Source organism: Streptomyces sp. NPDC001904 (assembly GCF_040297005.1).
Lineage (GTDB): Bacteria > Actinomycetota > Actinomycetes > Streptomycetales > Streptomycetaceae > Streptomyces.
Window position 1 is genome coordinate 145164 of record NZ_JBEOYI010000007.1, and the last position, 18950, is coordinate 164113.

General features: G+C 70.8%; 17 protein-coding genes. 11 read left to right on the forward strand and 6 right to left on the reverse strand.

Going from position 1 to position 18950, the window contains the following annotated elements; all coding sequences use genetic code 11:
• Positions 1-182 precede the first annotated feature (182 nt).
• The 5 genes from ABT127_RS13925 (at position 183) to ABT127_RS13945 (ending at position 4992) form a co-directional block, all read left to right on the forward strand.
• The gene (locus ABT127_RS13925; RefSeq protein WP_351448533.1) at positions 183-1112 is read left to right on the forward strand and encodes an SPFH domain-containing protein; all 930 of its coding nucleotides are present in this window, start codon (positions 183-185) and stop codon (positions 1110-1112) included.
• Positions 1109-1342, forward strand: a complete 234-nt coding sequence (locus ABT127_RS13930) for a type II toxin-antitoxin system antitoxin (protein WP_351448535.1) — start codon at positions 1109-1111, stop codon at positions 1340-1342. Before ABT127_RS13925 ends, ABT127_RS13930 begins: the two co-directional genes overlap by 4 nt.
• A gap of 121 nt (positions 1343-1463) precedes the next feature.
• Positions 1464-1991: a PadR family transcriptional regulator gene (locus ABT127_RS13935; RefSeq protein ID WP_351448537.1), complete on the forward strand. Its 528-nt coding sequence runs from the start codon at positions 1464-1466 to the stop codon at positions 1989-1991.
• Positions 1988-2680, forward strand: coding sequence for an ABC transporter ATP-binding protein (locus tag ABT127_RS13940; protein WP_351448539.1), 693 nt, complete (start codon positions 1988-1990; stop codon positions 2678-2680). Before ABT127_RS13935 ends, ABT127_RS13940 begins: the two co-directional genes overlap by 4 nt.
• Positions 2677-4992 (forward strand): ABC transporter permease, encoded by a 2316-nt coding sequence (locus ABT127_RS13945; RefSeq protein WP_351448541.1) that lies wholly within the window; start codon positions 2677-2679, stop codon positions 4990-4992. Before ABT127_RS13940 ends, ABT127_RS13945 begins: the two co-directional genes overlap by 4 nt.
• A gap of 26 nt (positions 4993-5018) precedes the next feature.
• Here the strand turns inward: ABT127_RS13945 and ABT127_RS13950 are convergent, their stop codons facing one another.
• On the reverse strand, positions 5019-5981 hold the full coding sequence (locus ABT127_RS13950) for a LysR substrate-binding domain-containing protein (RefSeq protein ID WP_351448543.1): 963 nt from the start codon (positions 5979-5981) through the stop codon (positions 5019-5021).
• A gap of 134 nt (positions 5982-6115) precedes the next feature.
• Here ABT127_RS13950 and ABT127_RS13955 point away from each other — a divergent pair, with 134 nt between their 5' ends.
• A complete protein-coding gene (locus ABT127_RS13955) occupies positions 6116-6670 on the forward strand; it encodes a peroxiredoxin (RefSeq protein ID WP_018089323.1) in 555 nt (184 codons plus the stop codon).
• Positions 6671-6686: 16 nt separating this feature from the next.
• On the forward strand, positions 6687-7217 hold the full coding sequence (locus tag ABT127_RS13960) for an alkyl hydroperoxide reductase (protein WP_351448545.1): 531 nt from the start codon (positions 6687-6689) through the stop codon (positions 7215-7217).
• A 119-nt stretch (positions 7218-7336) separates the two neighbouring features.
• On the opposite strand, the gene ABT127_RS13965 is transcribed toward ABT127_RS13960, so the two are convergent.
• The 4 genes from ABT127_RS13965 to ABT127_RS13980 all read right to left on the reverse strand — a co-directional run bounded on the left by ABT127_RS13965 (position 7337) and on the right by ABT127_RS13980 (position 12399).
• Positions 7337-8686, reverse strand: coding sequence for an AI-2E family transporter (locus ABT127_RS13965; protein WP_351448547.1), 1350 nt, complete (start codon positions 8684-8686; stop codon positions 7337-7339).
• A gap of 159 nt (positions 8687-8845) precedes the next feature.
• Complete coding sequence (locus ABT127_RS13970) at positions 8846-9553, reverse strand: aggregation-promoting factor C-terminal-like domain-containing protein (protein WP_351448550.1); 708 nt, start codon at positions 9551-9553, stop codon at positions 8846-8848.
• 408 nt (positions 9554-9961) lie between these two features.
• Complete coding sequence (gene phoH2 / locus ABT127_RS13975; protein ID WP_351448553.1) at positions 9962-11287, reverse strand: RNA 5'-3' helicase PhoH2; 1326 nt, start codon at positions 11285-11287, stop codon at positions 9962-9964.
• Positions 11288-11625: 338 nt separating this feature from the next.
• Positions 11626-12399 (reverse strand): isoprenyl transferase, encoded by a 774-nt coding sequence (locus ABT127_RS13980; RefSeq protein ID WP_351448556.1) that lies wholly within the window; start codon positions 12397-12399, stop codon positions 11626-11628.
• 119 nt (positions 12400-12518) lie between these two features.
• On the opposite strand from ABT127_RS13980, the gene mgrA reads away from it, so the two are divergent.
• Positions 12519-13556, forward strand: coding sequence for an L-glyceraldehyde 3-phosphate reductase (gene mgrA / locus ABT127_RS13985; protein ID WP_351448559.1), 1038 nt, complete (start codon positions 12519-12521; stop codon positions 13554-13556).
• Between the two features lie 562 nt (positions 13557-14118).
• On the opposite strand, the gene ABT127_RS13990 is transcribed toward mgrA, so the two are convergent.
• Positions 14119-14943, reverse strand: coding sequence for a methyltransferase domain-containing protein (locus tag ABT127_RS13990; protein ID WP_351448561.1), 825 nt, complete (start codon positions 14941-14943; stop codon positions 14119-14121).
• Between the two features lie 108 nt (positions 14944-15051).
• Here ABT127_RS13990 and ABT127_RS13995 point away from each other — a divergent pair, with 108 nt between their 5' ends.
• The 3 genes from ABT127_RS13995 (at position 15052) to ABT127_RS14005 (ending at position 18939) form a co-directional block, all read left to right on the forward strand.
• Positions 15052-15570 carry a DinB family protein gene (locus ABT127_RS13995; RefSeq protein ID WP_351448564.1) on the forward strand — a complete coding sequence of 173 codons (519 nt, stop codon included), beginning with the start codon at positions 15052-15054 and terminating at the stop codon, positions 15568-15570.
• 196 nt (positions 15571-15766) lie between these two features.
• The gene (locus tag ABT127_RS14000; RefSeq protein ID WP_351448567.1) at positions 15767-17083 is read left to right on the forward strand and encodes a cytochrome P450; all 1317 of its coding nucleotides are present in this window, start codon (positions 15767-15769) and stop codon (positions 17081-17083) included.
• A gap of 107 nt (positions 17084-17190) precedes the next feature.
• A complete protein-coding gene (locus tag ABT127_RS14005; protein WP_351448570.1) occupies positions 17191-18939 on the forward strand; it encodes a serine/threonine-protein kinase in 1749 nt (582 codons plus the stop codon).
• The last annotated feature ends 11 nt before the right edge of the window (positions 18940-18950 follow it).

Consider the following 18950-nt stretch of genomic DNA (forward strand, 5'->3'; position numbering starts at 1 on the left):
ATACCGCCCTTTCCGGGCTTTCCGGGACGTGACAATCAGCACGCACCCCAAGAGATCCGACGAGCAACAGCTGCGGAAGGTTGCCACTCGAGGTAAAGTGATATCACTTTGCTAGACAGGGTCCGCGTCACCTCCGATGCGAACCAGCAGCTCAGCAATGCTTCAGGGAAACGGGGACAGTCATGCCCGAGACGGACGCCACACCCGATGTGCCACAGATGCCCAGGACCGGCGTGCGCGAGTTCACGGCCGGCAGCATCGGCGGAGGGCTCGCCCTGCTGCTCGGACTCGTCGGACTGCTCGTCGGCGCGGGCCTGGTCGCCGTCGGCGCCGGGCTCGACTCGGCGGGCGCCAAGGGCGGTCTGATCGCGGTCGGCATCGTGGTCGTGATCGCCGCGTTCTTCGCCATGTGCGGGCTGAACATGGTGGCGCCGGGCGAGGCCCGCGTCGTCCAGCTCTTCGGCCGCTACCGGGGCACGATCCGCACGGACGGCCTGCGCTGGGTGAACCCGCTCACCTCCCGTACGAAGATCTCGACGCGCGTGCGCAACCACGAGACGGCCGTCCTGAAGGTCAACGACGCCTACGGCAACCCGATCGAGCTCGCCGCGGTCGTGGTGTGGAAGGTCGAGGACACCGCGCAGGCCACCTTCGAGGTCGACGACTTCCTGGAGTTCGTGTCGACGCAGACCGAGGCGGCCGTGCGGCACATCGCCATCGAGTACCCCTACGACGCGCACGAGGAGGAGGGCCTGTCGCTGCGCGGCAACGCGGAGGAGATCACCGAGAAGCTCGCCGTGGAGCTGCACGCGCGCGTGGAGGCGGCCGGGGTGCAGATCATCGAGTCCCGCTTCACGCACCTCGCGTACGCGCCCGAGATCGCCTCGGCGATGCTCCAGCGCCAGCAGGCCGGTGCCGTGGTCGCCGCGCGGCGGCAGATCGTGGACGGGGCGGTCGGCATGGTCGAGGCCGCGCTCGCCCGGATCTCCGAGCAGGACATCGTCGAGCTGGACGAGGAGCGCAAGGCCGCGATGGTCTCGAACCTGCTCGTGGTGCTGTGCGGGGACCGTGCGGCGCAGCCCGTGCTGAACACCGGGACGCTCTACCAGTGACTCCGCGTCCGCGTAAGCAGGTGCTGCTGCGGCTCGATCCCGCCGTGTACGACGCGCTCGCGCGGTGGGCCGGTGACGAGCTCCGCTCGGCGAACGCGCAGATCGAGTTCCTGCTGCGGCGCGCTCTCGCCGAGTCGGGGCGGCTTCCCGGCGGGGCCGGACCGATCCCCCGCCGGGGCCGTCCACCCAAGAGCCCGGACGGGGCCGGTGGTTCGGCGGCCGACGGCTGAGTGCGGCTGATCGCGCAGTTCCCCGCGCCCCTGAAGGAGCGCGGGGAACTGCGCGACAAACCCCCACCAGCCCACAGGCGGGTATACACCCCGGGTATACACACGGTGTACAGTCACCCTCATGTCCATCGGCCACACCCTTCTCGGGCTTCTCGAAGCCGGCCCCCGGCACGGCTACGACCTCAAGCGCACCTTCGACTCGACGTTCGGCCACGACAAGCCGCTGCACTACGGGCAGGTCTACTCGACCATGTCCCGCCTCCTGAAGAACGGCCTCGTGGAGGTCGACGGGATCGAGGCCGGCGACGGCCCGGAGCGCAAGCGGTACGCGATCACCGACGCGGGCATCACCGACGTACGCCAGTGGCTGGCGACCCCGGAGAAGCCGGAGCCGTACCTCCAGTCGACCCTCTACACGAAGGTCGTCCTCGCGCTGCTGACCGAGCGCGACGCCGCCACCATCCTCGACACCCAGCGCGCCGAACACCTGCGCCTGATGCGCATCCTCACGGACCGCAAGCGCAAGGGCGACCTCGCCGACCAGCTGATCTGCGACCACGCCCTGTTCCACCTCGAAGCCGACCTGCGCTGGCTCGAACTGACCGCCGCGCGCCTCGACCGACTCGCCGCGGAGGTACGTCCCTCATGACCCCCACGCCCGCCGGCGCCCTGCTCACCGCCACCGATCTGCACAAGGCGTACGGCCCGACACCCGCGCTCGACGGCGCCTCCTTCTCCGTCCACCCCGGCGAGGTCGTCGCCGTCATGGGCCCGTCCGGCTCCGGCAAGTCGACGCTGCTGCACTGTCTGGCCGGCATCGTCACCCCGGACTCCGGCAGCATCACCTACGACGGCCGCGAGCTGACCACGCTCTCCGACGCCGAGCGCAGCGCCCTGCGCCGCACCGACTTCGGCTTCGTCTTCCAGTTCGGCCAGCTGGTCCCGGAGCTGACCTGCGTGGAGAACGTCGCGCTGCCGCTGCGGCTGAACGGCACCAAGCGCAGGGAGGCCGAGCGGCAGGCCGCCTCCTGGCTCGCGCGGCTCGAGGTCGACGACCTCGCCGCCAAGCGTCCCGGTGAGATATCGGGCGGCCAGGGCCAGCGCGTCGCCGTGGCCCGCTCGCTGGTCACGAACCCGCGGCTGCTCTTCGCCGACGAACCGACCGGCGCCCTGGACTCCCTCAACGGCGAGCGGGTCATGGAGCTGCTGACCGAGGCCGCGCGCGGGGCGAACGCCGCCGTCGTCCTGGTCACGCACGAGGCCCGGGTCGCCGCCTACTCCGACCGCGAGATCGTCGTGCGGGACGGCAAGTCACGGGACATGGAGTTCGCCCGATGAGCTTCCTCCGCGACCTCGCCCTCGGCATGCGGTTCGCCGTGTCCTGCGGCCGTGAGGGCTGGATCCGCACCCTGCTGACCGCCGTCGGCGTGGCCCTCGGCGTGGCCGTGCTGCTCGGCGCGGCCTCGGTGCCCACGTTCATGCAGGAGCGCAACGCGCGCGGCGACACCAGGCTGCCCGGCGTCGGCGTCGACCGCGTCCTCAAGCCCGGCGACGACACGATGCTCTCCGCCAGCGCCTCGTCCGACTACCGCGGCGAGTTCATCAGCGGCTCGCTGCTGCGCCCCGAGGGCGCGCACCCGCCGGTACCGCCCGGCGTCGACAAGCTGCCGGGCCCCGGCGAGATGGTGGTCTCGCCCGCCCTGAAGAAGCTGCTCGACTCCCCCGACGGCAAGCTCCTCAAGGAGCGCTACGACTACCGCGTCGTCGGCACGATCCACCCGGCGGGCCTGGACAACCCCTTCGAGCTGTACCTCTACGCGGGCAGCGACACGCTCACCTACGGGACGAGCACCGCCCGCCTCGACCACTACGGGATGAGCTACGACCGTCCCGCCCTCGACCCGAGCCTCATCGTGCTCATCGTGCTGGCCTGCGTCGTCCTGCTGGTCCCGGTCGCCATCTTCATCGCGACGGCCGTCCGGTTCGGCGGCGAGCGGCGCGACCGGCGCCTCGCCGCGCTGCGGCTGGTCGGCGCGGACGCCCGCACGACCCGGCGCACGGCGGCGGGCGAGGCGCTGTTCGGCACGCTGCTCGGACTCGTCCTCGGCGTCGTCCTCTTCCTGGCGGGACGGCAGTTGCTCGGGGTCGTGGAGATCTGGCGGCTGTCGGCGTTCCCCTCCGACTTCTCGCCCGTCCCGGCCCTCGCCGTTCTCGTCCTGGTGGCCGTGCCGGTGTCGGCCGTCGCCGTCACCGTGTTCGCGCTGCGCTCGGTGACCATCGAGCCGCTGGGTGTCGTCCGCGGCGGCCGCACCCGCTCCCGCCGGCTGTGGTGGCGTCTCGTGGTGCCGGTCGTCGGCGCGGTGCTGCTGCTGACGAGCGGTTCGGCGTCCTCGCTCGGCCGGTTCGGCGTCTTCCAGACCGCCACCGGCATCGTGCTCACCCTGATCGGCCTGGTCCTCGTCCTGCCGTGGCTGGTGGAGGCGGTCGTGCACCGGCTGCGCGGCGGCCCGGTGCCGTGGCAACTGGCCGTGCGCAGGCTCCAGTTGCACAGCACCGGCGCGAGCCGCGCGGTCGCCGGGATCACCATCGCGGTGGCGGGCGGCATCGCCCTGCAGATGTACGTGGGCGGTATCGACGGGAACTTCAGCGAGTCCACGGGGCAGGACCCGACGCGGGCCCAGATCGGGACCAGCGCCGATGTCACCTCGGGCCGGACGGCCGAGCACATCGTGCGGGAGTTCGCCGCGACCAAGGGCGTGCGCCAGGTGATCGGCACCATCGACAGCTCGATGACCGCGGTGGGCACGAAGCCCGACTCCGTCGCCTCGCACACCGTGCCGCTCTCCGTCGGTTCCTGCGCCACCCTGCGCGAGCTGGCGAAGCTGCCCTCCTGCAAGGACGGCGACGTCTTCCGCGCCACCGGCTCCGACTTCCCCGACAACGAGGAGGCGTTGAGCAAGGACGCCAAGCCCGGCGCCCGGCTCGTCATCGACGACGTCGCCACGAAGGCGCACTGGACGGTGCCCGAGAACGCCCGCACGGTCCCGGCCCGGCGCGCCCCGGACGGCAACCACTACGGCGGCATCCTCGCCACCCCGTCCACCGTCGACGTGCGCGACCTGGCCAACGGGATGGTGTCCACGCAGATCCGGCTCGACCCGAACGTGCCGGACGCCGCCGAGTACGTCCGCAACACGGCCTACCGGATCGATCCGACCATGAACGTGAACCAGTACCGGACGGTCGAGATCAACGACGAGTACGCGGCGATCCGGCGCGGCCTGTTCTCCGCCGCGGCCCTGACGATGACGCTCATCGCGGCGTCCCTGCTGGTCTCGCAGATCGAGCAGCTCCGCGACCGCAGGCGCCTGCTGTCGATCCTCGTCGCCTACGGCACCCGCCGCTCGACCCTGGCCTGGTCGGTCCTGTGGCAGACGGCGATCCCGGTCGCCCTCGGCATGGCGGTGGCGATCGGCGGCGGTCTGGCCCTGGGCACCCTGATGCTCAGGATGGCCGGCAGCCCGGTGGCGGACTGGCTGGCGTTCCTCCCCTTGGCGGGAGTCGGCCTGGCAGCGATCGCGGCAGTCACTCTGCTGAGCCTGCCGCCCCTGTACCGCCTGATGCGCCCGGAAGGACTGCGGACCGAGTAGACCCGCGGCCGGCCACGCGCAGAACCTCAGTCCCCCAGGATCCGAACGGGCAACCCCCGCAGCGCATCCCGCAGAGCCGACCCCAACTCCCGGTACTCCGCGGAGCGCGCCGCGCCCGTACGCATCGCGAGAGCCACCCTGCGTGTGGGTGCGGGCTCGGCGAAGTACCCGGTCAGCAGCTGACTGCTGCGGCTCGTCTCGACGGCGACGGCGGTACGCGGCAGAAGTGTCACCCCGAGCCCTCCGGCGACGAGTTGGACCAGGGTGGCGAGCCCGGCGGCGGTCGTGGTGACGGGAGCGTCACCACGGCCCGCCTCCCGGCAGATGTCCAGCGCCTGGTCCCGCAGGCAGTGCCCTTCGTCGAGCAGCAGCAGATTCAGCTCGCGCAGCGCCTCGCGGGGAATCCCCTCCCGCCCGCCGAGCCAGTGGTCGAGCGGCGTGACGAGCACGAAGTCCTCGTCGAACAGCGGGAGTTCGGTGACGCCGGGCACCCCGAGCGGCACCGCGAGCAGCAGCAGATCGAGCCGCCCGGCCCCGAGCCCCTCGACCAGCGACGAGGTCTGCTCCTCGTGCACCTGGAGGTCCAGCTCGGGGTAGGTCTCGTGGACGAGCCGCAGCACGGTCGGCAGCAGATAGGGGGCCACGGTCGGGATCACCCCGAGCCGCAGCGCACCCGTGAACGGCGCCCGGACCGACTCGGCCTCCTCCATCAGCGCCCCGACCTCGTCGAGCACGGCGCGCGCCCGCACCGCGATCCGCTCCCCGGCGGGCGAGAGCAGCACCTTTCTCGTCGTACGCTCGACAAGGGTCACCCCCAGCACCTCCTCCAGGGCCGACACGGCTCCCGACAGCGCGGGCTGGCTCATCCCGATCGCCGCCGCGGCGTCCCGGAAGTGCAGATGCTCCGCGACCGCGGCGAACGCCCGCAATTGCGCCAGGCTCGGCTGCCTGCGCCGCCCACCCGCGGGCGTCCCCTTACCGACGGCCACTGATAGCCACCTCCGATCAACACGACCGAGTCTAGCTATTTCCGTAATCAATGCACTCTGTGCCACGATCGCTCACAGTCCAACCCACAGAAAAGTCCCTCAAAAAGGGACCTTTCTAGCTGCAAGGAGAGCGCGTGCTCACTGTCGGTGACAAGTTCCCCGAGTTCGACCTGACCGCCTGCGTCTCGCTGGAGAAGGGCCAGGAGTTCGAGCAGATCAACCACAAGACCTACGAGGGCAAGTGGAAGATCGTGTTCGCGTGGCCCAAGGACTTCACCTTCGTGTGCCCCACCGAGATCGCCGCCTTCGGCAAGCTGAACGACGAGTTCGCCGACCGTGACGCCCAGGTCCTCGGCTTCTCCGGCGACTCCGAGTTCGTGCACCACGCCTGGCGCAAGGACCACCCGGACCTGACGGACCTGCCCTTCCCGATGCTGGCCGACTCGAAGCACGAGCTCATGCGTGACCTCGGCATCGAGGGCGAGGACGGCTTCGCGCAGCGCGCCGTCTTCATCGTCGACCAGAACAACGAGATCCAGTTCACGATGGTGACCGCCGGCTCCGTCGGCCGTAACCCCAAGGAGGTCCTGCGGGTCCTCGACGCCCTCCAGACGGACGAGCTCTGCCCGTGCAACTGGAGCAAGGGCGACGAGACCCTGGACCCGGTCGCGCTGCTCTCGGGCGAGTGAACGGAAGGGTACTGACATGGCTCTCGACGAACTGAAGTCCGCCATACCGGACTACGCCAAGGACCTGAAGCTCAACCTGGGCTCGGTCATCGGCAACTCGGACCTCCCGCAGCAGCAGCTGTGGGGCACGGTCCTGGCGACGGCCATCGCGTCGCGCTCGTCGCACGTGCTGCGCGAGCTGGCGCCGGAGGCCGAGGCGAACCTGTCGCCGGAGGCGTTCAAGGCCGCGAAGTCGGCTGCCGCCATCATGTCGATGAACAACGTCTTCTACCGCACGCGTCACCTTCTCTCGGACGACGAGTACGGGACGATGCGCGCCGGTCTGCGGATGAATGTCATCGGCAACCCCGGGGTCGACAAGGTCGACTTCGAGCTGTGGTCGTTCGCGGTCTCCGCGATCAACGGCTGCGGGATGTGCCTCGACTCGCACGAGCAGGTGCTGCGCAAGGCCGGTGTCGACCGGGAGGTCGTGCAGGAGGCGTTCAAGATCGCCTCTGTGATTCAGGCCGTTGCGGTCACGCTCGACGCCGAAGCCGTCCTGGCGTAAGCGGGTTCTACTGGTCGGCCCCGGCACACGATGTGTGCCGGGGCCGACTTCTTGCGTCTCGTGGTCGGGTGCGGGCCCGTGGGGGCTGGTCGCGACCGGGCCCGTGGGGCAGACGCGGATCAGTCAGTGCTGGTCGAATCCGACGGTGGGGCCACCGGGGCCACCGGGGTGGCTGTGGCGCCGTGGGGGGCCGGGGCGTGGCGGAGGGAGGCCTCCTGGGACCAGCTGCGGAGGTAGCCCACCACGGTGTTGGTGACGGCGACGAGCGGCACGGCCACCACGGCACCGCCGATCCCGGACACCATGCTCCCCGTGGCGACGGCGAGCACGACCGCGAGCGGATGCACGCGCACGGCCCGCCCGAGGATGAACGGCTGGAGGATGTGCCCCTCGATCTGCTGCACGGCGAGGACCACGGCCAGCGTCATCACGGCAGTGAACACGCCCTGCGTCACCAGCGCGACGACGACGGCGAGCGCCCCCGACACCACGGCGCCGACGAGCGGGATGAACGCGAACAGGAAGATGAAGACGGCGAGCGGCACCGCCATCGGCACCCCGAGGAAGAAGATGCCGAGGCCGATGAAGATGGCGTCGATGAGGGCGACTATGACGGTCCCGCGGACGTACGCGGTGAGCGTGCGCCACGCCCGCGGCCCCGCCCCCGCGATGCCCGGCCGGGCCTGCGCCGGGAAGAGCTTGAGCGTCCACTCCCAGATGCGCTTGCCGTCGTAGAGCAGGAACAAGGTGGAGAACATCGCCAGGAGGATGCCGGTCATCGCCTCGACGATGACGGTGACGCCCTCCAGGCCGGCCGTGGTGATCGCGTTCGTGTTCGCGCCGATGGCGTCGCGCAACTGCTTCGCGATGTCGTTGATCTGGTCCTCGGTGACGTGGAACGGGCTGTTGAGCAGCCACTTGCGCAACTCGTCGATGCCGTCCTGGACCTGGTCGGAGAGGGTGTCGATGTTCTCCTGGACCTGCCAGACCACGAACCAGCCGACGAGCCCCATGATGACGAAGCCGAGGATCGCGGTGAGCGCCGTCGCGAGCCCGCGCGGCACCCCGTGCCGGCGCAGCCGGGCCACCGTCGGCTGGAGCAGCGCCGTGATGAGCAGCGCCGCGACGAACGCGAACACCACCAGCTGCACGGAGCTGATGACCTTCATCAGGACCCAGACCGCGCCCGCGAGGATCAGCAGCCGCCACCCCGCCTCCGCGGCGACACGCAGCCCCCAGGGCACCGCGGCGACCGGCTCGGGCCGGGGCGACACCGCGGGCGCGTACGCCGGCGGCGCGGGCACCTGGTCACCGGAGGCACCGTCGGTCTCGTCGGAAGACGGGGAGGTGCGGCGCCGCCCCGGCTCGTCCTCGTCTCTCTCGGCCTCGGCCCTGCGCTCGTCCAGGCGCTCGCCGACCTTGCTGATTCCGGCCCCTACCCGGCCGAGCCAGCCTGGAACTCGCGACATGATCCGTCCTCTGATTTCCCCCGCGGGGGTCCCCGTGGCAGCACCCCCAGTTCCCCCTGGGGCACTTTTCACACCGACCGTACATGGAGATACGGCCGGAGCCCCTCACCGTAGGACGGTGAGGGGCTCCGGAAGGTTGAACGCGTACGCGATCGCGTTCTAGTACCAGCTGTTGGCCTGCCAGAAGGACCAGGCGTCACAGGGGCTGCCGTAACGGTCGTTCATGTAGTTCAGGCCCCACTTGATCTGCGTGGCCGGGTTGGTCTGCCAGTCGGCGCCCGCGGAGGAGTACTTGGAGGCGGGGAGTGCCTGGAAGAGACCGTAGGCGCCCGAGGAGGCGTTGGTGGCCTGGTAGTTCCAGCTCGACTCGTGGTTCACGATGTTGCTGAAGCACTGGAACTGGCCGGACGGCACCATCTGACGCGCCATCGCCTGGATCTGGGCGACCGAGTACGACGACTGCGTCGCGAAGCTGGAGGCGTCGCGGGTCTCGGAGCGGCTGGCGGCCTTCTTGGCCTCCTCGCGCTCCTTGGCCTCCTTCTCGGCCTTCTCCTTCGCGTCCTGCGCGGCCTGCTGCTTCGCGACGGCGTCCTCGGCGGCCTTCTTGCGGGCCGCCTCCTCCGCCGTCTTCTGCGCAGCGTTGTCCGCGGCGATGGCCTGCGTCTGAGCCTGCTGCTCGAGGGACGAGGTCTGAACCTGGGCCTGCTGGCCCGCGGGTATGTCGGCGAGGAGGGTCGCGTCGCTCGCCGTGGCCTCAGCCTCGGCAGGCTGAGCGGTGCTGCCCGAGGCAACACCCACGACGGCGCCGACAGTGGTGACCGCGGTGGCCGAAGCCACTGCGAATCCCCGGACCGAAATCCGGCTCACACGGTTTCCTTCCAGCATCGCCCGCTTGAGTGTGACCATCGCGGACGCAATCGTGCCCCTGACGCTGGCCTCCCAACTGCGGGGTCACGGGAGGCGCGGGCCCGGTGGGCAACTCCTTTGCGGGGAGCGCCGCGTGGTGCGCGGGCGGCATACGACGGCCGGTATGGAGTTCAGGGTGCAGCTGGTACTGCAGTGGTGATGTACCGCTGGGGGTACGCAAGTGTCGTATGCGGGGCCTGACAGGACCGTGACTCTGCCGTATTCGGACGTCGCAAGGCAATTCTGCGTTGCGTGGGAAAGCTCACACCCCGTTTGGCGCAGGGGAATTCAGGAAACCCCCGCGCACGAAGACGCCGCCCGGCTAAGCTCCTTGGCTTCTCCGGACGGCGCCTGTCGGGGCGAACTGCCCTAGATCTGGACGTCCTCCAGCATTTCGGTCACGAGGGCCGCGATCTGCGACCTCTCCGAGCGCGTCAGCGTGACGTGCGCGAACAGCGGATGCCCCTTCAGCTTCTCGACGACGGCGACGACACCGTCGTACCGGCCGACCCTGAGGTTGTCGCGCTGGGCGACGTCGTGGGTGAGGACGACGCGCGAGTTCGCCCCGATGCGGGACAGCACCGTCAGCAGGACGTTGCGCTCCAGGGACTGGGCCTCGTCCACGATCACGAACGCGTCGTGCAGCGAGCGGCCGCGGATGTGGGTGAGCGGCAGCACCTCCAGCATCCCGCGCGCCGTGATCTCCTCGATGACGTCACGGCTCGTCACGGCCGAGAGGGTGTCGAAGACGGCCTGCGCCCACGGCCCCATCTTGTCGGCCTCACTGCCGGGCAGATAGCCGAGTTCCTGGCCGCCGACCGCGTACAGCGGGCGGAAGACCATCACCTTCTTGTGCTGGCGGCGCTCCAGGACGGCCTCCAGGCCCGCGCAGAGGGCGAGCGCGGACTTGCCGGTGCCGGCCCGGCCGCCCATGGAGACGATGCCGACGTCCGGGTCGAGGAGCAGATCGAGCGCGATCCGCTGCTCGGCGCTGCGCCCCTTGAGCCCGAAGGCCTCCCGGTCGCCGCGCACCAGGCGGACGTTGCCCTCCGGCGTGACCCGGCCGAGGGCCTTGCCGCGCTCGGAGTGGATCGTCAGGCCCGTGTGCACGGGGAGGTCGGCGGCCTCGGGAACGTAGAGCGTCTCCTCCTCGAAGAGCAGGTCGACCTGTTCGCCGGCGAGGGTCAGTTCGGACATTCCGGTGAAACCGGAGTCCGTGATGGCGAGTTCGGCGCGGTACTCCTCGGCGAGGAGACCGACCGACGACGCCTTGATCCTGAGCGGAAGGTCCTTCGACACGACCGTGACGTCGAACCCCTCGGCCTGCAGATTGCGGGCCACGGCCAGGATCCGGGAATCGTTGTCGCCCAGGCGGTAGCCGGCCGGGAGCACGGAGGGGTCGGAGTGGTTGAGCTCGACGCGCAGCGTGCCGCCCAGGTCTCCGGTGGGGATCGGGGCGTCCAGGCGTCCGTAGCGAACCCGGTAGTCGTCCAGCAGCCGCAGGGCCTGCCGGGCGAAGTAGCCGAGCTCGGGATGGTGCCTCTTGGCCTCCAACTCCGTGACCACGACGATCGGCAGCACGACTTCGTGCTCGTCGAACCGGGTCATGGCGTTGGGATCGGCCAGCAGGACGCTGGTGTCGAGAACATAAGTGCGCCGTTCGGCTTTGCGCAGGCGCTTGTTACTGGTCACCACGGAAGGACGTACCCCCTCGGATGAGGTCGGGGAGCGACGGAGGAGTTTCTGGGCCGGGAACACCGGCGAAGGCTGCCGGTCGTCGGCACCGCTGCGCGGGCCGAGAGCCGGCCCTCCAAGTCGTCATCCGCACGGGTTCGTGTGCGGTCGTCCTGGTGCAAAGGGCCTCCCGGGCGGGCGGCCCCGTGCCGCCCGCTGAGATGCGGTGTCCTTGGTGCGGACACCGACCTGGGAGGGTTATTCCCTCGAACACGCGCAGCCATGCCAGGGCATAGGGCGGCGCGTGCGTTAACTCCTGATGTCGTACGTCCCCCGGGTACGTCCGGGGTGCGGGCGGATCAGCCGCCGAAACGCCGGTGCCGGGCGGCGTAGTCGCGCATCGCGCGCAGGAAGTCGACCTTGCGGAAGGCCGGCCAGAAGACTTCACAGAAGTAGTACTCGGAGTGGGCCGTTTGCCAGAGCATGAAGCCCGACAGGCGCTGCTCGCCGCTGGTGCGGATGACGAGGTCCGGGTCGGGCTGGGCGCTGGTGTAGAGGTGCTTGCCGATCAGGTCGACGGAGACGGCGTCGGCCAGTTCCTCGATCGACTGCCCCTTCTCCCCCGCGTCCAGGACCATCGAGCGCACGGCGTCGGCGATCTCCTGGCGGCCGCCGTAGCCGATCGCCACGTTGACCAGTATTCCGTCGCGCTGGGCGGTGGCCTCCTCGGCCTCCTTGAGGATGCCCTGCATGCCCTCGGGGAGGATGTCGGGGGTGCCCACGTGGTGGACGCGCCAGCGGCCGTCGGCCGCGAGGGCGCGGACGGTGTCCTCGATGATGCCGAGCAGCGGGACCAGTTCCTCGGCGGGCCGGTCGAAGTTGTCCGTCGACAGCAGCCACAGGGTGACGACCTCGACGTCCGTCTCGCTGCACCAGCCGAGGAACTCCTCGATCTTGGCGGCGCCCGCCTGGTGCCCCTGGGCCGGGGTGGAGCCGGCGGCCTTCGCCCACCGTCGGTTGCCGTCCATGATGACGCCGATGTGCTTGGGCACCTGGTCGTGGTCCAGATGGCCTTCGACCCGGCGTGCGTACAGCCTGACCAGCAGGCCGCGCAGCCTGTCCCGCAGGTTCACGGTCTTTTGCCCCTCCGTGCAGACGACGGTCCCCGAAGGCGAAAGCCTACAGCCGCAGAACCGGGTGGGAGCTGTGGGGTGTCGGTGCACCGACGGCGCACTGACGTAGCTTCGTACCCATGAACGACACCTCTCCCTACGTGGCCTCGGCCGACCGTTACGACGCGATGGAGTACCGGCGCACCGGCCGCAGCGGCCTGAAGCTGCCCGCGATCTCGCTCGGCCTGTGGCACAACTTCGGGGACGACCGCACGCTCGACTCCCAGCGCGCGATCCTGCGCCGCGCCTTCGACCTGGGCGTCACCCACTTCGACCTGGCGAACAACTACGGCCCGCCGCCCGGCTCGGCCGAGCTGAACTTCGGCAAGCTCTTCGCGCAGGACTTCGCCCCGTACCGCGACGAGCTGGTCCTCTCGACCAAGGCCGGCTATCTGATGCACCCCGGCCCGTACGGCGAGTGGGGCAGCCGCAAGTACCTGCTGTCGTCGCTGGACGCCTCGCTGAAGCGGATGGGCGTGGACTACGTCGACATCTTCTACTCGCACCGCTTCGACCCGAACACCCCGCTCGAGGAGACGATGGGCGCGCTCGCCTCGGCGGTGCAGCAGGGCAAGGCGCTGTACGTGGGCGTCTCGTCGTACACCAGCGAGCAGACGGCCGAGGCCGCGCGGCTGCTCAAGGAGATGGGCGTCCCGGCCCTGATCCACCAGCCGTCGTACTCGATGATCAACCGCTGGACGGAGGACGACGGCCTGCTCGACACCCTGGAGACGGCGGGCATGGGCTGCATCTCCTTCGCGCCGCTCGCGCAGGGCCTGCTGACGGACAAGTACCTGAAGGGCATCCCGGAGGGCTCGCGCGCCACGCAGGGCAAGTCGCTCGACCCGAATCTGCTGAGCGAGGACGTGGTGCGCCGGCTGAACGGGCTGAACGACATCGCGCAGCGCCGCGGCCAGTCCCTGGCCCAGCTCGCGCTGAACTGGGTGCTGCGCGACGAGCGGATGACGTCGGCCCTGATCGGCGCCTCCAGCGTGCGGCAGCTGGAGAACAACGTGGCGGCGCTGACCGCGCCCGCTCTGACCGACGAGGAACTGACCGAAATCGACTCGTTCGCGGTCTCCACGCCGGGTACGAACATCTGGGCCGGGCGCAGCTGATCCGGTTCGCCCCCGGCGGGCCCCTGAGCGGGGCTTGTCGTGTCCGTATGTGCGGACAAAAAACGGGCCGGTCCGTGGGGGGGAGACGGACCGGCCCGAGGGGGGGTTTCCACCATAACCCTTCGTAAGTGCGGATGCCTCCTTCGGCGTGCCACAACTACTCTCCGCAATCGCCCGGCGACTGCTGGAGGTAGCTTTCCGGCCGCTGCACAGCGGGCTCACAGGCGTCTTTGACACCTTCTCCACAGGCTCTTCGCCGGGGATTCGGGGTCCCTCTCCCGTGTCAGGCGCAAGGTTGACGCCGCCGGGGCCGCCCGCAAAGGGCGTCGCAGATATGGCGCATTCGGGTCGCGTGGCGGCGGCGCCGGGCCCGGGAGGTGGCAAGCGGTACCGCACGGCCCCCTCCACCGCACGGTACCGCCGCGCAGCTTTGCTGGCGCGAATTGCCGTTGGTCTGAACTTACGTGAGGTTTACGTGGGGATCGAGTGCGTCTCGGTAACGATGCGGAATCGGTTGCTCCAGGCGCCCGGTTTGCACCGTTTGCTCAGCGAGGTGCGGCGGTCACGGCTTGCGGGCCTCGATCAGGTGGCGGGAGCTGTGGGCCACGAACGGCCCTTCCTTCCCGATCCGCTCGTGCAGGGCGCGCAGTTGGGGCTCGTACGCCTCGACGGTGAAGCCCGGGACCATCCAGACGACCTTGCGCAGGAAGTGCACGACCGCGCCGATGTCGAAGAACTCGATGCGCAGCCGCTCGGCGCGCAGGTCGACGATCTCCAGCCCCGCCGCCCGCGCCTGTGCCGCCTCGGCCTGCGGGCCGCGGCCCCGGCGCACTTCTTCCGGCTGCGGGCCGAGGAAGTACTCGACGAGCTCGAACACGCTGCTGGGGCCGACGTGCTGGGCGACGTAGGAACCGCCGGGGCGCAGCACGCGGGCGATCTCGGGGAAGTCCGCCCTGACCGGGTGGCGGGCGGTGACCAGGCCGAAGGTGGCGTCGGCGAAGGGCAGCGGGGCGTCGTCGGGGGACGCGACCACGACCACGCCGCGCGGGGCGAGCCGGCGGGAGGCCTTCGCCACGTTCGGCGGCCAGCCCTCGGTGGCGGCCATCAGGCGCGGCAGGCTCGGGGCGAGGTCGAGCACCTCGCCGCCGCCGGTGTGCAGGTCGAGCGCCGCGTCGACGCCGGCGAGCCGCTCCCCCATCAGCCGGGCGTACCCCCACGAGGGCCGCTCCTCGGTGGCGCGGCCCTCGAACCAGGAGAAGTCCCAGCCCTCGGTGGGCGCGGCGACCGCCTCGGCGACCAGGTCCTCGTAGGCCCTGTCGGCCGTCCGCTCCGTGCGTCCCGCCGGTCCCGGAGTGCCGCCGGTGTCCCTGTTCTCCTTGCCGTTCATGACACCCATGGTCGCAGGGGAAACCGGAGCGTTCCTCCCCTTTTCCCTGCGCCTGCGCTGTCCGGGGGCCCTGCTACTTTCTGCCCACCGGACAGGGGAGGACCAGCGATGACCAGCAGGCCGACGATGCGGCACGTCCCGTACGAGGGCACGGAGAAGGAGAGCCTGCACGTGGCGCTCGACCGGCACCGGGACGGCGTCGTGTGGAAGCTCGACGGGCTCGACGAGGAGCGGGCCAGGCGGCCGCTGACGCCGTCGGGGACCAATCTGCTGGGGCTGGTCAAGCATCTGGCGTCGGTCGAGTACGGCTGGTTCTGCGACACGTTCGGCCGGGAGAGCGAGCCGCTGTGGTTCAACCCGTTCAAGGGCGAGGACATCGTGGCCTCCGACGACGAGACGGTCGAGAGCCTCCTCGCCTTCTACGCACGTGCGCGCACCGCCGCCGACCGGGTCATCGCCGAGACCGGCCTCGAGGAGACGGGCACGGCCTGGGACGGCAGAACGGTGTCGATGCGCTGGGTGCTGGTGCACATGGTGGAGGAGACGGCCCGGCACCTGGGCCACATGGACATCCTGCGGGAGCTGACGGACGGCGCGACCGGTTTCCTGCCGCCGCTGCCCCGGTAGGACGAGGGAGAGGTGCCAGGGGGGTGTCCTCAGGGATGTACGGGGGATGTCCACAGGGTCTTCTCAGGGGCTGGCCCTCTTCCCGGGCACCCCGGGGCCGCACATACCCTTGACGCACCCCCGCCGCACGACCACCTCGGCCCACGTCCCCCACATCGGGCCCGTCCGTCCCACTTCACCGCAGAGACGCGAGCACATGTACGTACGATCTGCACGTTCCGCGATAGCGAGCTGGCTGACCCGCCTCTACTTCTCCCGGCTGCGGAGAAAGGGGACGGGCCTGGATCTGTCGATCCTGTCGAAGCTGCCCGACGGCGCGCTGCTGCCGCTGCGCCGCGACGGCGTCGACCCGGTTCCCGAGATCGGCGCGCTGCGCGACCGGGAGCCGGTCAGCAGGCTGCCGATCCCCGGCATGACGGTCTGGCTGGTGTCGGGCTACGACGAGGCGAAGGAAGTCCTCAGCAACGCCAAGGCGTTCAGCAACGACTTCCGGCACCTGGTGGGCGTGGGCGGCGCCGGCGCCGATCAGAACCCGGGCGGGCTCGGCTTCTGCGACCCGCCGGACCACACCCGCCTGCGCCGGCTGCTCACGCCCGAGTTCACGATGCGCCGGCTTTCACGGCTCACGCCGCGCATCCACGCGATCGTCGAGGAGCAGCTGGCCCAGCTGGAGAAGGCGGTGCGCGAGTCGCCCGACGGCACGGCCGACCTGGTCGAGCACTTCGCGATGCCGGTGCCGGCGCTGGTGATCTGTGAACTGCTCGGCGTCCCCTACGAGGAGCGGGAGGCGTTCCAGCAGTTCTCCGTGGCCCGCTTCGACGTGCTGGGCGGCGCCGGTGCGTCGTTCGGGGCCGTGTCGCAGTCGCTGGACTACCTGCGCGGGGTCGTCGCCCAGCAGCGGCGCGATCCCGGCGAGGGCCTGCTCGGCATGCTGGTGCGCGAGCACGGCGACAACATCACCGACGAGGAGCTGACCGGCCTCGCGGACGGGGTGCTGACCGGTGGTCTGGAGACGACGGCGAGCATGCTCGCGCTCGGCACCATGATCATGCTCAGCGACCGGGAGCACTTCGCGGCGCTGCACGACGCGGAGGACCCGGCGGCGGTCGCGGCGCCGTTCGTCGACGAGCTGCTGCGCCATCTGACGGTCGTGCAGACGGCCTTCCCGCGGTTCGCGCGCGAGGACGTCGAGATAGGCGGCGTACCGATATCCGGCGGCGACATCGTGATCGTGTCGCTCAGCGCCGCCGACCGGGACCCGCGGCTCGGCGGGGACGGCGACGACATGGACGCCTTCCTGCCCTCGCGCCCGCCCACCGCCTCCCACCTGGCCTTCGGCTACGGCATCCACCGCTGCATCGGCGCCGAACTCGGCAAGATGGAACTGCGCGCCGCCTTCCCCCAACTGGTGCGCCGCTTCCCCGACCTGCAGCTCGCGGTACCGACCGAGGAGTTGGAGTTCCGCAAGCTGTCGATCGTGTACGGGGTGGACTCGCTGCCGGTGCGGCTCTAGAGGCTGTCCGGGGTCGGCCCTCCCGTCGGCATAGTCTGATGCCCAGTACACGGGTCAACCAAAGGTTGACCGGGGCTCAGGGGTGCAGGGGAAGGGGCCTGGGGAGCATGGATCTCAGGGGGGACGCCGGGGCGGGCGCGACCGCCGCCGGTTTCGGGCCGTTGCAGGCCGACGATCCGGCGGAGGTGGCGGGTTACCGGCTGGCGGCGCGGATCGGCGCGGGCGGCATGGGCCGGGTCTATCTGTCGCACACGCAGGGCGGCCGCCCGGTGGCGCTCAAGGTCGTCCGCTCCGAGCTGGCCGACGACCCGTCCTTCCGGCGGCGCTTCCGCCGGGAGATGGAGGCGGCGCGGCGGGTGCGGGGCGCGTACACGGCCGAGCTGATCGACGGGGACGCGGACGCCGATCCGCCGTGGCTCGCCACGCTGTACGTGCCCGGCCCCTCCCTGTCGGAGGCGGTCGCGCGGCGCGGGCCGCTGCCGGCGACGGCGGTGCTGTGGCTGATGGCGGGCGTCGCCGAGGCGTTGCAGGCCATCCACGCGGCCGGGGTCGTGCACCGCGACCTCAAGCCGTCGAACGTGCTGCTCGCCGCCGACGGCCCACGCGTCATCGACTTCGGCATCTCCCTGGCGTCGGGGCTGAGTTCGTACACCGCGACGAGCGGCGGCCTGGCCATCGGCACACCCCAGTACATGGCACCGGAGCAGGCGTCCGGTGCCGAGGTCACGCAGGCGACGGACGTCTTCGCGCTCGGCCAGACGGCGGCGTTCGCGGCGCTCGGCACGCCGCTGTACGGCGACGGCCCCGGGGTCACCGTCCTGTACCGCATCGTCCACTCCCGGCCGGACCTGACGCCGCTCCCCGAGGAGCTGCGCCCGCTGATCGCCCGCTGCCTCGCCCAGGACCCGGCCGACCGGGCCACTCCCGCGGAGATCGTGGAGTGGTGCCGGCAGCGGCTCGGGGGTGCCGTGGACGCGGGTGGGGGGTCTGCCGTGTGGCGGGAGGTGGTGGGGACGGAGGTGCCGGTTCCGGGGCCGGACCGGGCTTCGGGGGCGGCTTCGGGGGCGGTGACGGTCGCCGCTCCGGCCGACGGTGCCGGTTCCGCCGCGCATACGGCTCCGTTCACGGTGACCGCGCCGCAAGGCCCCCGGGATCCGTGGGCGCCGCCCACCGAGCCGAGCGGGCCGCCCGCGCGAAGACGCGGCGCCCGCCTGGCGGTCGGCGCGGCCGTGACGGCGGCGGTGCTGGTGCTGTCGGGGCTGGTCTGGACGGGGCTGAACCCGGGCGGGATGTTCGGCCGCGGCAAGGGTGACGGTGACCGTGACCGGGTGGCGGCCGGTGCAACGCCCTCCGGGTCGGCGTCCGGGACGGCGTCCGGGTCCGGGGCGGAGGCGAAGGCGGACACCGCCGACGACGGCACCGGCAAGGCGGCCGGGACGGCGGGCTCCGGCGCCGCCTCGACCCCGGCCGCGGAGCCGACGGTCTACGGGAAGTCGCAGATGTGGCTGGACGCGAAGAACTCGCTGAGTTTCGACGACCCGTACCAGCGCAAGGACCGCAAGGGTGAGATCCGGTTCTCCTGTGAGCAGGCCGGCTGCGAACTGACCAGCGACACCGCCGTGTTCATGCAGATCTTCGGCAAGCCGGACGCCGACCGCGAGATGTGCGACCTCATGACCAGGACCAAGACCGGCAAGAAGAGCCACACGTGGCCGCTGGCCGCCTCGGCGGTCGGCACTCAGTTCTGTGTCCGCAGCGGCGACGGACGGCTCGCCTCCCTCGTCATCGACGTGAAGTCGACCGCCATGCCCGACATCGCCTTCCTGAGCGTGGACATGGCCTACTGGAAGAAGTGAGTCCCGGCGCG